Annotated in this window: 13 protein-coding genes; 5 read left to right on the forward strand and 8 right to left on the reverse strand. The window is 66.3% G+C overall.

The window, feature by feature from the left end:
- Positions 1–3 precede the first annotated feature (3 nt).
- Complete coding sequence (locus tag OG225_RS28920; RefSeq protein WP_405178130.1) at positions 4–1,311, reverse strand: hypothetical protein; 1,308 nt, start codon at positions 1,309–1,311, stop codon at positions 4–6.
- A 287-nt stretch (positions 1,312–1,598) separates the two neighbouring features.
- On the opposite strand from OG225_RS28920, the gene OG225_RS28925 reads away from it, so the two are divergent.
- A complete protein-coding gene (locus OG225_RS28925) occupies positions 1,599–2,444 on the forward strand; it encodes a hypothetical protein (RefSeq protein ID WP_405178131.1) in 846 nt (281 codons plus the stop codon).
- Between the two features lie 287 nt (positions 2,445–2,731).
- Here OG225_RS28925 and OG225_RS28930 read toward each other — a convergent pair whose 3' ends face one another.
- The 4 genes from OG225_RS28930 to OG225_RS28945 form a co-directional block, all read right to left on the reverse strand.
- Positions 2,732–3,145: a PIN domain-containing protein gene (locus OG225_RS28930; RefSeq protein WP_405178132.1), complete on the reverse strand. Its 414-nt coding sequence runs from the start codon at positions 3,143–3,145 to the stop codon at positions 2,732–2,734.
- Positions 3,142–3,360 (reverse strand): type II toxin-antitoxin system VapB family antitoxin, encoded by a 219-nt coding sequence (locus OG225_RS28935; protein WP_405178133.1) that lies wholly within the window; start codon positions 3,358–3,360, stop codon positions 3,142–3,144. The genes OG225_RS28930 and OG225_RS28935 overlap by 4 nt, the downstream gene beginning before the upstream one ends.
- Before the next feature lie 480 nt (positions 3,361–3,840).
- Positions 3,841–4,920, reverse strand: a complete 1,080-nt coding sequence (gene ychF, locus OG225_RS28940) for a redox-regulated ATPase YchF (RefSeq protein ID WP_405178134.1) — start codon at positions 4,918–4,920, stop codon at positions 3,841–3,843.
- 95 nt (positions 4,921–5,015) lie between these two features.
- The gene (locus OG225_RS28945; RefSeq protein WP_405178135.1) at positions 5,016–5,933 is read right to left on the reverse strand and encodes a zinc-binding alcohol dehydrogenase family protein; all 918 of its coding nucleotides are present in this window, start codon (positions 5,931–5,933) and stop codon (positions 5,016–5,018) included.
- Between the two features lie 827 nt (positions 5,934–6,760).
- Here OG225_RS28945 and OG225_RS28950 point away from each other — a divergent pair.
- Together OG225_RS28950 and OG225_RS28955 are read left to right on the forward strand one after the other, a co-directional pair.
- Positions 6,761–7,603 carry a helix-turn-helix domain-containing protein gene (locus OG225_RS28950; RefSeq protein ID WP_405178136.1) on the forward strand — a complete coding sequence of 281 codons (843 nt, stop codon included), beginning with the start codon at positions 6,761–6,763 and terminating at the stop codon, positions 7,601–7,603.
- A gap of 4 nt (positions 7,604–7,607) precedes the next feature.
- Positions 7,608–8,030 carry a VOC family protein gene (locus tag OG225_RS28955; RefSeq protein ID WP_216914332.1) on the forward strand — a complete coding sequence of 141 codons (423 nt, stop codon included), beginning with the start codon at positions 7,608–7,610 and terminating at the stop codon, positions 8,028–8,030.
- A 132-nt stretch (positions 8,031–8,162) separates the two neighbouring features.
- Here the strand turns inward: OG225_RS28955 and OG225_RS28960 are convergent, their stop codons facing one another.
- The 3 genes from OG225_RS28960 to OG225_RS28970 are packed head-to-tail and all read right to left on the reverse strand — an operon-like array spanning position 8,163 to position 11,367.
- The gene (locus OG225_RS28960; protein WP_405178137.1) at positions 8,163–9,173 is read right to left on the reverse strand and encodes a carbohydrate ABC transporter permease; all 1,011 of its coding nucleotides are present in this window, start codon (positions 9,171–9,173) and stop codon (positions 8,163–8,165) included.
- The gene (locus OG225_RS28965) at positions 9,173–10,099 is read right to left on the reverse strand and encodes a carbohydrate ABC transporter permease (RefSeq protein WP_405178138.1); all 927 of its coding nucleotides are present in this window, start codon (positions 10,097–10,099) and stop codon (positions 9,173–9,175) included. Before OG225_RS28965 ends, OG225_RS28960 begins: the two co-directional genes overlap by 1 nt.
- Entirely contained in the window at positions 10,096–11,367 is a 1,272-nt protein-coding gene (locus tag OG225_RS28970) for an ABC transporter substrate-binding protein (protein ID WP_405178139.1), read from the reverse strand. Before OG225_RS28970 ends, OG225_RS28965 begins: the two co-directional genes overlap by 4 nt.
- 262 nt (positions 11,368–11,629) lie before the next feature.
- Between OG225_RS28970 and OG225_RS28975 the strand changes: the two genes are divergently transcribed.
- The gene (locus OG225_RS28975) at positions 11,630–13,894 is read left to right on the forward strand and encodes a carbon starvation CstA family protein (protein WP_216914324.1); all 2,265 of its coding nucleotides are present in this window, start codon (positions 11,630–11,632) and stop codon (positions 13,892–13,894) included.
- The gene (locus OG225_RS28980; protein ID WP_405178140.1) at positions 13,891–14,187 is read left to right on the forward strand and encodes a YbdD/YjiX family protein; all 297 of its coding nucleotides are present in this window, start codon (positions 13,891–13,893) and stop codon (positions 14,185–14,187) included. The genes OG225_RS28975 and OG225_RS28980 overlap by 4 nt, the downstream gene beginning before the upstream one ends.
- Positions 14,188–14,379: the final 192 nt, after the last annotated feature.

A 14,379-nucleotide genomic window follows, 5' to 3' on the forward strand; every position in this document is an offset into this window, starting at 1 on the left:
TGGTCATCTCGGGAAGGCTCGAGCCGCGGGCGGTAGCAATCCGACGATGACGGTCGCCACTCGTACCAGCTCGGTGCACAGCGCGTCTCGCGTGTGCCCCTTGTCTTTCGACGCTTCGAAGATGATCACCCGCGGTTCCCGAGGGGCCTGCGGGTCAGCGAGGACATCGAACGCCAGAACACAGAAGCTGTCGGTGGTCTCCCAGTGCAACATCACCGCGGAACGGTCGCCGATGGTCAGCGGTGTCGGCCGCGCGTAGGTCTGATGGCCGAGGTCGAACAGCGTGCTCTCATAGTTGGCGGCGACACCGGGAGCAAGAATCTGGAACCATTCTCCGCGCCAGCTGCATCCGGATGATTTCTGCTGGATCCGGATATCGGCTGCGGCGAGGTCACTCTCCGGTACCGCACAGGAATCCCAGATCTTCTCCGCCGAAGGCGTGATGGTCGTCGATGTCGTGGTGCGGGTCCGGCTGGTCACCCTCGTGGGCGATTCGTAGTCGTAGACCGTGGTCGGATACGCCGACTGCGCCTGCTGGGCAATCGCTTCGGCGATCGATTGGGCGCCCGCCCGCAGATCCTCGCGCAATTCCGGTGAGTTGGCGACCGGGAAGGTTTGCGGCACGCCCGACCAATCCCTGCCGAAGGTCTCCACCTCCACCTGTAGGTTGCCGATCCGGAACCGGACCCCCACGCGGGCAACGCGCCGCTCGAACTCCTCCACCCAGACGATCGCGTCTTCGCCGATACCGGGAAGCGGTTGCGGTCGCGCGTTGTTGCCGGTCGTGGTGGCCTGCGCCGCCAATCGGCTCGTCGTCGTCCCGACGGATCTCGGGCTTCGATCGAGGCTCATCGAGATCGCGAAACTGCGCGACATCGCGACCCGATGGGGCGCGACCGGTTCACGCAAGATCGGATCGGAGTACTTCATCACGCAGTACAGGTCCGAGAATTGGTCGCTGTCGTTGCCATCGGTATGTTCGAAATCGGCTCCCGCGTCGTACAACTCATCCGCGTACGCCTCCACCGCGGACTCCGCGGGTCGTACCGCAGCGGCGCATGTCGAAGGAAGTGAGGAGAAACCCGGCTGATACTTCAGCTGGAAACTCTCGGGAGTGGCACAGCCGACCAGCCATGCCACCATGCACAGAACACCCGACACCACCACTATCCGGTGGCCGCGACGAACACCCACGATTTGCCCCTCCCCCTGCACCGGCTTGGCAGACCCCGGCACAGCCGAGTATAGAGCAGCCCCTCGACGACGGCCGATGCCTGCTACAGCACCTCCGACACCGCTCCCGTCGTTCACGTGCCCGCTCATCGAGGCCGGGTCGACGTAGACACCGGAAAGTCCTTACACACAGGATCATTCGGCCTCTCCCTGGATCGCGATCAGCGAATCCACGGCTCGCAACCGGGAGTCGGTAAGGAGGTTAACCTCGGTCGTGGCTCTGAGATGCTCAACACCGAGCTGTCGGTCGCGTCGATGGAGGCCATGTCGTGTTGCCGCGCACCCAAGGTTCCCAGCGCGACCAAACCTGAAGTGCCGATTTCACATTCGGACCCATCGAAGCCCGGCTCGATAGGCTGGCCGACATGAAACCGCCAGACCCAGGCCTGCCGCCGACCTATGAGGAAGCGCTGCGAATCGCGCGTGATCTGGCTCGGGATCCCGACACGCTCATCCCCTATCCGCATCCAGGGCTCGAGAATGCCCGGTACGGAGGAGGTTTCGCCTTCCTGGAAACGATCAGCACCGATCGCGGCGATATGGCGGGTTATGTCCTGGTGACAACTACAGCTCACGGCGGCGGGCTACTGTCGGTCAGCGACGACACCATCGACACGGTGATCGCCGAGCACTTGGCCCGAGCCGAACACGCCAACAGAGACATCCCCGACAGCGAACTCTCGGTGGCGCACCGTGTGGCGCTCGAGGCCTACGACTTCGGCCTCACACACATAGACGGGCACGGGACGATCGATCCCGAGACGGCAGACTACGCCGAGTTCGTTCTCATCGTCCTGCGGCGCAGCGGCAATCGGGGAGACTCCGGGCGTAAAGTCCTCGCCCGCAATGACTTCCTGTTGCAGAGCCCGACCGCGGGGCGTCGATACACCCAACCCTGCCCGCGCTGCGAGCGGCCCACGATCTACGCGGAACGCTATCCCCGCGCGGTCTGCGATCAGTGCCTGAATCGCACCACCGACAACGCTGGGCGCCGGGTCACCGGCTTCAACACCGATTTCAGTGGTGGAATGATCGCCTACTACGCGGACACGCTCGACTCCGGCTCCCAGAGAGAAGAATGCGTCGAGGTCACCCGCACCGGTACATGCTTTATCGACGGACACGCCGCGACGATGCGGGAGGGTCGTTTCGGCGGGATCGTCGTGGAGCTGGCGGCCGGTGGCAAGACACGTCGGAGATGGCGTCGATAGACCGACCACGTCGCGGTGCGCCTACCGTTTGCGCCCCGGTAGGCGGCACATGGTGCCGACGAAACGGCCGGATCCTCCACCCGAAGGTGGGATGGAATCCGCAGAACGTCCGCCGGTGGCGGTATATGGTCCGCTCTGTTGGTTCGCGGACCATGCGGCGATCAAACGTTGAAACGGAACTCGATCGCGGCTCGGATTCTGCCAGAACCGCTACCCACGCCGACGACCTGGTTCGTCACCAGGTTGTCCGACTACGGCACACCGCCGCGTTGTGGCGCGAAGCAACGTCACGACGAAGGCGCGACAAACTCACACCGCAGGTCTGACACCTTTGCGATGTGCTCGTAGTCGTGGTCGGCGGCAAGCACGGTCGCATCGTTCACGATGGCGTAGCCCGCGATCAGGATATCGAGGGATCCGGCCGCACGGACGAGCCCGGCGTTCCACAGTGCCGCCTGGATATCGAGCACGAGCAATTCGTCGGGTGCGTGCTCGAGCGGGAACCCGAGTGAGATCTGCTCTCGGTAGTGTGCATGCTCCTCGGGCGTGCGGGCACTGTGGCAGAACTCGAGCACCTGCGGCGGACAGGTGACGAACAGGTCGGACGGCGCCCGCTCGATGCGGCGCAGCCGCGCGGTGATACCCGGATCTCCAGTGGCCAGCCTTGCCCAGACCGAGTTGTCGACGAGGTAGTCGGTCACGCGGACCGGGACTCGTCCGGAGACACCACCGGGGCCCCGATTTCGTTCTCGAGGTCGCTCAACGCGGCGATACCGTCGATCATCGCGCCCTTCTGCTTCGAGGCGATGAGTCGGCGCAAGGCGAGGTCGAGGACGGCCCGGTTCGATCGCTCGCCTGTGAGCGCCCTGGCACGCTCGATCAACTGCGGATCCAGATCGACACTTGTGACTGCCATGATGACCCCCTCTATAAACTATATGACTGATTATATAACAAACGGTGTCACAGAGCCATCTCAGCCTGCGGACAGCCCCGAACGGGGCATCGTTTCGCTTCACGTCCGACAGGTCTAGAGAACCGCGCCATCGAGCCTGACGTAGGCCTGAACGGACTGAACTTCGCAGCTCCACCTGCTTTTCGACCAGTCATCGCCTTCACTTGAATGCGGCGCCCACCCGGATCTGTGATGTCGTGCGATTTCGTGGAGTTGGGTTCCAGTACCCCACCCCGTGCACACAAGACCACTTGCTCGGCAATGTCCCCCAAAGGCCTATTGCTGGTCCGTACCAACCCGCGACCGCGCAGTTCCGCGACTGATACCGGCCTCGAGTCGAAGCAGGTCACGAACACCCAGGTGAGACAAGTCAGCGTCAGCAGATATCGGCCCGCTTCGGCCGATCGCCCCCAACTCGGTCACTTCTTCGCAGACGCTGATCTAGACGTTGAAACGGAACTCGACGACGTCGCCGTCGGACATGACGTAATCCTTGCCCTCCATGCGCACCTTGCCCGCCGCCTTCGCCGCCGCCATCGATCCCGCGTCCACCAGATCCGCGAACGCGACGATCTCGGCTTTGATGAAGCCGCGTTCGAAGTCGGTGTGGATGACGCCCGCTGCTTTGGGAGCGGTGCCGCCCTGGTGGATCGTCCAGGCGCGGGCCTCTTTCGGGCCCGCGGTGAGGTAGGTCTGGAGGCCGAGGGTGTGGAAACCTGCGCGGGCGAGGGCGTGCAGGCCGGGTTCGGCCTGGCCGATGGATTCGAGGAGTTCGAGGGCGGATTCGTCATCGAGTTCGAGGAGTTCGGCTTCGACCTTGGCGTCGAGGAAGACGGCGTCGGCGGGGGCGACGGCGGCTTTCAGTTCGGCGACCTTCGCTTCGTCGGTGAGCACCGATTCGTCGGCGTTGAAGACGTAGAGGAAGGGTTTGGTGGTGAGGAGCGAAAGTTCCTTCAGGAGTTCGGTGTCCACCTTGTTGCCCGCGGCGAAGAGGGTGGTTCCGTTGTTCAGGATCTCCTGCGCCGTTTTGGCGGCGTCGGCGAGGGGCTTGCGCTCCTTCTTGATCTTGGCTTCCTTCTCGAAGCGCGGGACGGCCTTCTCCAGCGTTTGCAGGTCGGCGAGGATGAGTTCGGTTTCGATGACCTCGATATCGGAGGCCGGGTCGACCTTGCCGTCCACGTGGATCACGTCGTCGTCGGCGAAGACGCGCACGACCTGGCAGATGGCGTCGGCTTCGCGGATGTTGGCGAGGAATTTGTTGCCGAGACCTGCGCCCTCGGACGCCCCCTTCACGATGCCCGCGATATCGACGAAGGAGACGACGGCGGGCACGATGCGCTCGGAACCGAAGATATTCGCGAGGGTTTCGAGACGTGGGTCGGGCAGTGGGACCACCCCGACGTTCGGCTCGATGGTCGCGAACGGGTAGTTCGCGGCAAGCACGTCGTTCTTGGTCAGCGCGTTGAAAAGCGTCGACTTTCCGACGTTGGGCAGGCCGACGATTCCGAGGGTGAGACTCACGAGTCAGGAAGTCTACGCGTCGCGTTGGACCTCGCGGTCCGCCGCTCCCGGGAACGCGCGCCCAGCGGGTGCGGTACTCCCCGGGTGGGGCGGGATCAGGGGATGAGGACGACTTTGCCCAGGTTGGCGCGGGCTTCGATGACGGCGTGCGCCGCGGCGGCGTCATCGAGGGCGAATTCGGCGTGGACGGCGGGGCGCAGCTGGCCTGAGGCGACATACTGCCACAGCTCTTGACGCCAGTGGTCGTAGGTTTCCGGGGCTTCCCTGGCGATGCGCGCGATCCGGAAGCCGACCACGGATTTCGCGTCGGCGAGGTCGTCGGCATGGATCGTGCCGCCGGAGCCGAGGGTCACCAGGCGGCCGCCGGGAGCGAGTGCGGCCAAGGTCGAGGTGAGCAGGTCGCCGCCGACGGCGTCCAGGGCGAAGTCGACGGGGTCACCCCAGGTCGGAGCGTCGTAGGTGACGACGTCGTTGACGCCGAGATCGGTGAGGAAATCGGTTTTCGAGAGGTCGGAGACGGCCGCGGTGACACGTTTGGCTCCGCGGATCCGGGCGAGTTGGACGGCGAGGTGACCGACACCGCTCGCCGCCGCCGTGATGAGCGCCGAATCGCCGGATTCCGGTTTCGCGGCATCGAGCGCGCCCAGTGCGACCAGGCCGCCGCGCACGAGGGCCACGGCGTCGACGGCGGACGCGCCGTCCGGGATGGTCGAGGCCATCGACTCGTCGAGTAGGGCGTACTCGGCGTAGGCGTGGCCGAAGCACGGACCGGTAACCCGGTAGCCGGGCATACAGTCGGTGACGCCCTCGCCGACCGCGACGACTTCACCGGCGATCTCGCCGCCGAGCGGGCCGGGTTGCGCCGTCTCCCGGACTCTCCGCACGACAGGCAGGGTGACGCCGATCGCGTCGACGCGCACGAGGAGCTGACCGGGGCCCGGTGTCGGCACATCCACCGATTCCACCTCGAGCACCTCGGGACCACCGTTGCGCGCATATCCGACCCGACGCATACCGACCTCCGTTGATCGTCAGAAGGCGTAACGGTAACGGGAGGACCTGCGGATATTACGTATCCACTGGCGTTGTTGTGCGGCATCTCACGACCGTCTCCGGGAGGGCTCGACACTGGACACGCTGCGGAATCACCGGCAGGTGCGGTGGTCAGGCCTCCGGGCCACCCCCGAGCGATCACGCGCGCTCGCCGCCGATCTGCGCCGTCTGGGAGCCGGCGGCAAACCGGTCGTCGCGGTGTTCAACGGCACGGTGGTCGTCGCTCGACGCTCGTTCGCTCGGTCCCAGCGTTCGCAACGTGCGGCAAGGCATCGCGGGGCCGACGACCGAGTCCGGGGCATCATTCTGACCTCGGGCAACCCACCCCGCAATGCGTCCGACATGCGATGTGCGGGATCGGTCCGGCCTGCGTGGACATTCACTGCGTCGGCTGCGAGGTTTCCGCCGATCTGCGGCGAAAACGTCCGCGCAGGCCGGGCCGGCCCCGGACACCGTCGGCCTGGAGAGTGGACGCCCTCCAAGCGCTGCCCGAGATGGGCATCGAAGCGCCGACCAACTGCGCCACTTCCGGACGCTGCCACGCGAGTGCGCTGCGCCCCGGTCACCGACGCAAGGCGCGCGCCCTCCGGTCGCTGAGCGACGCGCCCCGCTCAGCCGCAATGCGAAGCGCGCGAAACCTCCGTCGCCGAGCGAAGCACGCGAAACTTCGTTGTGCCGACCCGGGCAATGCCTGAAACCGGGCGGGAACCTCCGCACTCGGCCCGCAACGCCCTCGTTCGTCACCACTCACACCATGCACAGCCCACCCCCGGCGTACCGTGACCATATGGAGCCGACCACGGAGGTGGTGACGGCACGACCCGCGCCCGCGCTGGCCGGGTTCATCGACCACTACCTCGGCTACCGGATGACCGGTTACCCGCCCGGATTGCACCGGGGTCTGCCGTCGCGGCATCTGACGTTCATCGTGTCCATCGGGCCGAGTATCGATGTGGTCGCGCAGACGGATCCGAGGCAGCGGCCGGAGGATTACCGCTGTGTGCTCAGCGGGTTGCAGGCCAGTTCGGCGGCGATCGCGCATTCGGGGGATCAGGAGGGGGTGACGATCGCGTTGACGCCGATGGGGTGTCGGACCTTGTTCGGGACGCCCGCGAGTGCGCTGTGGAATACCTCGCTGGAATGCGCGGATGTGGCGGGGCCCGCAGGTGACGAGTTGTGGGAGCGGTTGCAGGGGCCCGCGCCGTGGTCGCGGCGGTTCGCGATCTGCGATGACGTGCTGGGGCGGTTGGCGCATCCCGATCGTCTCGTGACGCCCGAATTGGCTTGGGCCTGGCGGACTCTCATCGACAGTGGCGGTGGTGTGGCGATCGGGCGGCTGGCCGACCGGATCGGGTGGAGCAGGCAGCATCTGGCGCGGCGGTTCGGCGCCGAATTCGGGGTGAGCCCGAAGCTGGCCGGGCGGATCACCCGGTTCGAACGAGCCCGGCGGATGATCGAGCGCGTTCCGGCGCACATCACGATCGCCCAGGTCGCGGCCACCTGCGGGTATTACGACCAGGCGCACCTGAATCGCGATTTCGCCGAGTTGGCCGGGTGTAGTCCGACGACCTGGCTGGCGCAGGAGGTTACATCCGTCCAAGACGGGTCCGGCGTCGAGAGCGCAGGCTGAGAACATGACGAATCCAGCAGAATCCACTACCCGTATCGCCGCGGCCGTGTGGCCGTGCCTCGCCTTCCGTGACGCCCGCGCGTCGGCGGATTTCCTGGTCGACGCGTTCGGTTTCGAACTGACGGCGATCTACGCCCGCGAGGGTGATCCCTCCGTCGTCGAACACGGTGAGTTGCGCTGGCCGCTGGGTGGCGGGGTGATGTTCGGCTCGGTCGGCAAGGACGACACCCCGTTCGGCCAGCGTGAACCGGGTAACGACCTGGTCTATGTCGTCTGCGACAACCCGGACGAACTCTTCGCCCGCGCCACGGCGGCGGGAGCGGAAGTCGTGCGCGATATGCGCGATGAGGATTACGGCTCACGGGGTTTCGCGGTGCGCGATCCCGAGGGCAATATCTGGAGTTTCGGTACCTACAGCGGCGAGTAGAGCGTGCCGCGACGCCGTCGACCGTGCGCGCGCTCGATTGAGTTTCTTCGACCTCGGATCAGGTGGTTCGTGGGGACGATCGCGATGGCACGCACTCGCCGCACGCCTGACGACCGGGGCGTATCGAACCGTTCAACGCCCGCCCATTCCCGACATGGCGATGCCGTGCACGAACGCGCGTTGCGCCACGGCGTAGAGCGCGAGCAGTGGCAACAGGACGACGACCGCCGCCGCCATCAACAGCGGCCACTGGGTGTGGTACTGGCCTTGCAGTCGAACCAGACCCAGTGTGGCGGTGGCGTATTCGTTGCGCTGGATCATGATCAGCGGCCACAGGAAATCGTTCCACACCGAAATCCAGGTGAGTACGGCCAGCACCATGAGGGCGGGGCGGGTGTGCGGCAGCAGCACCCGCCAGTAGATCTGCCACGTGGTGCAACCGTCCAGGATCGCGGCTTCCTCCAATTCCGTTGGCAGGGTGCGGAAGAACTGACGCATGAGGTACGTGCCGAAGGCGCTGCCGAACAGGCCGGGCACGATCATCGCCCACGGGGTGTCGACCCAGCCGAGGGTGCGCATGATCAGGAACTGCGGGATCACCGTGACGGTCAGCGGCACCATCAGGGTGGCGAGGTAGGCGAGGAAGAGCACTTCTCGGCCGCGAAAACGTAAGCGGGCGAAGGCGTATCCGGCCAGGGAGCAGAAGAAGACCTGTCCGGCGGTCACGCACAGCGCGTAGACGGTGGTGTTGAACAGCATCCGTCCCATGGGGAGTGTGTCGAAGACACGGCCGTAGTTGGCCCACTGCGGATGCTCGGGCAGTATCGACGGCTCGGTGATTTCGCCGTCGCTCTTCAGTGAACCGGAGACCGCCCAGAGGATCGGGATCAGTGCGCACCAGGCGATGAGGATCAGGATCACGTAGATCGCGGAACCGTGGAGGAATCGCCGCGCGGTATGGGAACGTCGGGGCCGGGACTCGCGTGTGGCGCCGGAACCGCGAACGGGTGACGGCACCGACTCGCGTTCCGCACCGGAGCCCGACCTCACCAATCTGCGCGCCACCCGTCCCAGTACACCGGGGGTACCGGCGGTTGCCCCGCCGTTGACGGCCTCGGCCTCGTCGATCTGCCGCACGCGCATCAGAACTCCAGTTCGCCGCGTCGGGCGAATCGCAGTTGCACCAGGGTCAGTACCAGCAGGATCGCGAAGATGACCCAGGCCAGGGCCGAGGCGTAGCCGATCTCGTAGAAGCCGAAGGCGTGCTGGAACAGCATGATTCCGAGTAGATACGTGCCGGTCTCCGGCCCGCCGTTCGCACCGGTCAGCGCGTAGGCCTGGTCGAAAGCCTGGACCGAGTCGATGACGGTGATGACGAAGACGAACGACATCGGCCCGCGGATCAGCGGCACCGTGATCGACCGGAAGCGCCGAAACGCACCCGCGCCGTCGATCTTCGCCGCCTCGTACAGCACCGTCGGCACGCCCTGGAGCGCGGCAAGCAGGATGACGGTCGCGAACGGCACGCTCTTCCAGACCGTCACGACGCTCAGTGAGATCAGGGCCCAGTTCGGGTCGGTCAGCCACGGCACCGGGTCGATCCCGACGCGGGCGAGCGCGAGATTGAGCAACCCGTCTTCGGTGGTGAAGATGAACCGCCACACCACGGCCGTGGCGACGGTCGACGCGACCAGGGGCAGGAAGGCGGCGGTGCGAAAGACCGCGATACCGGCGAGTTTTCGATGCAGCGCGGACGCCACCGTCATTCCGATGACGACCGTCGGCACCAGCGTGAGCGCGGTGAACAGCGCGGTGTTGCGTAAGGCGATGGGGAACAACGGATCCGAGCCGAACAGCCTGCGATAGTTCGCCGTCCCGACGAATCGGGGCGGGCCGAACAGATCCCAGGCGTGGAAGCTGAGATAGAGCGAGAAGCCGAGCGGGAACAGCAGGAATATCGCGACGGCGGTCAGATTCGGCGCCACGAACAGCCAACCCGCTCGTTCACGGCGACGCGCGAGGGTCGGGCGACGTTTCTTCGCGCGGTGCCTGCCGGACGCGGATGTCATGACGCGCCGAGTACCGCGTCGATATCCCCGGGGTCGAGCGTGTCGGCGCGGGCGGCTCCCCGCAGCACCCGATTCCCGCCGCGTTCCAGCAGCGCGGACACCTTGCCCCACACCGGGGTGACCGCCAGCGGGCGCGAACTGCCCGGACCGTCGGTGAGTACGGCGAGATTGCGGATATCGCGGTGGGCGTCGGCGAATCCCGGTGCCGCCATCACCGACTTCAGAACGGGTACGAACAGCCCGGATCGCGCGATGAGTTCCTGCCCGACCGGTCCGGTCGCGAATTTCACGAATTCCCAAGCCTGTTCGACACGCGGACTGCCCGCGGCGATCGCCAGGCCGGTGCAGCCGACATCGGTGATCGCGCCCGGGCCGCCGTGCGGTCCGACCGGAAGCACGGTGAGGTCGATATCGAGATCGTCCTGCCCGGCGAATTCGGAGTACAGCCAGTGTCCGCCCATCGCCATCCCGGCGCGGCCGCGGCGGAACAGGTCCGGCGCGGAGACCGACTGCTGTTCGCCGACGCGCGGGGCGACCCGGTGCCGGAGCGCGAGGTCGGCGTAGAACTGGAATCCTTCGGCGAAGCGCGGGTCGTCGAGATTGGCGCGGACCGGATCCACGGCGGGCGTGAACCAGTCGGCCCCGTTGTTCATGCCGAAGCAGGCGGCCGAGAAATACGGCACCCAGGCGTCGACGAAACCCCAGCGCGACGTATGCCCCGAGCTGTCGCGGCGGGTGACGGCACGCGCGGCGTCGAGGAATTCGTCGAAGGTCCACGCATCGCGCCACCGGGTCGTCGGCGAGATTCCGGCGCACAGTTCACGGTTGTAGTAGAGGAAGACACCCGACCACTGTTCGGGCAGCGCGTACTGGCCGCCCGCGTAGGCGAAGGTGTCGTACAGCGCGGGGAAACTGTCGCGGCGCAGCGTCTCCGCATAGCCGGGATCGCGGTCGAGCAGGGTGCGCAGGTCGAGCAGCACACCGCGTTTCGCCAAACCCGAATAGAGCAGTTCCCACGCCATCATGACGTCGGGACATTTGCCGCCCGCGCAATAGGTGAGCATCTGCTGGAGCGGGTCGGGGCCGGACACGATGGTCCGAATCCTGATCTCCGGGTGCAGTTTCCGGAATTCCTCGATGATCCGGCGGCGCACCCGCGCTTCCTCGGGGCGGGCCTGGAAGAAGAACGTGAGCGCGTCGTCGTCACCGCCGCAGCCGCTCAGCAGCGGTAAGGCGAGTGCGGAGCCGAGCAGGGTCCGCCTGCGCAACCGCGCGGCGGGAACGACCGGCCGGTGCGACGGCCGGGGTTGCGAAACCGCGCGGGTCGGGTGCAGTACGGCACTCCTGCGGGGGCGAAGGCGGCGTAGTACGGACGGCAACGCAGCTTACTGACGGCAACAATCACGAAGCGCCCGACACACGGGACAAATTTCGTCGATGAGCCCGTGATAGCGGAATTCCGCCTGACCGCCGACGCCGATCGGATACGTTGGCACGTGTTTCAGCGGAGTTCTACAGGGGAGTAGGCCGATGGCGACACTCGAATATCTGCGGACCGATCCGGAGCTGCCACCCGTCGGCGTGGTCGATCGGTCCCCGGTCACACCGGCCAAGAAGGCGGTTTTCGCCGGAATCGCGGTACTCGGCGCGGTCGCCTGGACCATCCTGGCGCTCGCGCGCGGCGAGAACGTCAACGCCGTCTGGATCGTGGTCGCGGCGGTCTGCACCTACGTCATCGCCTACCGGTTCTACGCGCGCTACATCGAGTGGAAGATCACCACACCGCGCGACGATCTGGCCACACCCGCCGAAATCCTGGAGAACGGCAAGGATTACATGCCGATGGACCGGCGGGTCCTCTACGGCCACCACTTCGCCGCCATCGCGGGCGCGGGACCGCTGGTCGGACCGGTGCTCGCCGCCCAGATGGGATATCTGCCCGGCACCATCTGGATCGTCGTCGGCGTGGTCTTCGCCGGTGCGGTGCAGGACTACCTGGTGCTGTGGGCCTCCACCAAACGACGCGGTCGCAGCCTCGGGCAGATGGCCCGTGACGAACTGGGCGCCATCGGCGGCGTCGCGGCCATCGTCGCGATCCTCGTCATCATGATGATCCTGCTGGCGGTGCTCGCGCTCGTGGTCGTCAACGCGCTCGGGGAGAGCCCGTGGGGTGTGTATTCGATCGGCATGACCATCCCGATCGCCCTGTTCATGGGTGTCTACCTGCGGTTCCTGCGGCCCGGTCGAGTCGGTGAGGTGTCCGCGATCGGTATCGCGCTGCTGCTGTTCGCGATCGTCTCGGGCGGCTGGGTCTCCGAGACCGGCTGGGGCGAGGACTGGTTCACCCTCTCCAAGACGACGATCGCGTGGCTGCTGATCGCCTACGGCTTCTTCGCCTCGGTGCTGCCGGTGTGGCTGTTGCTCGCGCCGCGCGACTACCTGTCGACCTTCATGAAGATCGGCACCATCGGCCTGCTCGCCGTCGGCATCCTGATCACGATGCCGGTGCTGCAAGCGCCCGCCGTCTCGCAGTTCGCGAGTTCGGGGACCGGACCGGCCTTCGCGGGCAGCCTGTTCCCGTTCCTGTTCATCACCATCGCGTGCGGGGCGCTGTCCGGATTCCATTCGCTGGTCGCGTCGGGGACGACACCGAAACTGCTGGAGAAGGAATCCCACGGCCGCATGATCGGCTACGGCGGCATGTTGATGGAATCGTTCGTCGCGGTGATGGCCATCATCACCGCCTCGATCATCGACCAGCACCTGTACTTCGGCATGAACGCACCGGGCGCGCTCACCGGCAACACCCCGGAAACCGCCGCCGCGTATACGAATTCGCTCGGACTGTCCGGTCCACCCGCCACCGCGGCCGATTTCGCCCAGGCCGCCGCCGACGTGGGCGAGAAGACGATCATCTCGCGCACCGGCGGTGCGCCGACGCTGGCGATCGGTATCTCGCAGGTCTTCTCCGAATTTCTCGGCGGCTCGGCGATGAAATCGTTCTGGTACCACTTCGCGATCATGTTCGAGGCGCTGTTCATCCTCACCACGATCGACGCGGGCACCCGCGTCGCGCGCTTCATCGTCTCCGACGCACTCGGCAATTTCGGTGGTCCGATGCGCAAATTCAAGGATCCGTCGTGGCGGATCGGCGCGTGGCTGTGCTCGCTGGTGGTCGTCGCGGCATGGGGTTCGGTCCTGTTGATGGGCGTCAACGATCCTTTCGGCGGGATCAACGCGCTCTACCCGCTGTTCGGCATCGCCAACCAGTTGCTCGCCGCCGTGGCGCTGACGGTCGTGCTGACCATCATCATCAAGAAGGGCCTGGTGAAATACGCCTGGATACCGGGTATTCCACTGATCTGGGATCTCACGGTGACGATGACGGCGTCGTGGCAGAAGATCTTCTCCGCCGACCCGAAACTCGGGTATTGGAAACAGCACAGCCTGTGCCAAGCGGCCAAGGACGCGGGCAAGGGCTGTCTGACGGCCAAACCGGACCAGGTCGAGACCGCACTGCGCAATACGTTCATCCAGGGCACCCTGTCGATTGTCTTCGCGGTGCTGGTGTTGATCGTCGCGATCGTCGGCGCCATCGTCTGCGTGCGGGCGTGGCGGGCGGGCGGTTCGGAGACGACCGAATCGCCGGAGGAACCGTCGCGGATCTTCGCGCCGAGCGGGTTCGTCGCCACCGCCGCGGAGCGGGAGGTGCAGAAGCAGTGGGACGAGTTGATCGCGGCGGGGACGGTGCGGGCGCCGGGGGCGGCGCACGCGGTGGATCGTTCGTCCGTATGACGCGCACAGCCGGGTCGGGGGTCGGCCGGTCCGGTGGATCGGCCGACCGGCGGCGCGCGCGTGCCCTCCGGTTGGTCGGCCCGTCCGACGGTTCGGGCGCACTCGGCCGCATGCGCGGCGGCGTGAAGGCAGTTCTCTGGTGGGTCGACTCGGTACTCGGCGGTCAGGACTACCGCAGGTATGTCGAACATCTGCGGCGTAATCACCCCGGTCGTGAGATCCCGACCGAGCGCGACTACTGGCGGGACCGGTACGCGGAAGCGGACCGGAATCCGCAGAACCGCTGCTGCTGACATCGCCTGTCGCCGTGGCGGGCAAACGCCGACAAATCCCTATCGGTAATACCTTCCGGTTGTTGCTGTTTCGCGTTGCGGCGGACGGCGTTCGGGCCGATCCACGGCCTCCGACGCCGGTTTGCGCCGCCCTGATTTCCCGGGTCCGGGGCAACTTCGGGCATCCGTGGCGGATTTCCGCTAGCACGGTCT

The organism is Nocardia sp. NBC_01377 (assembly GCF_045040005.1).
Lineage (GTDB): Bacteria > Actinomycetota > Actinomycetes > Mycobacteriales > Mycobacteriaceae > Nocardia > Nocardia noduli.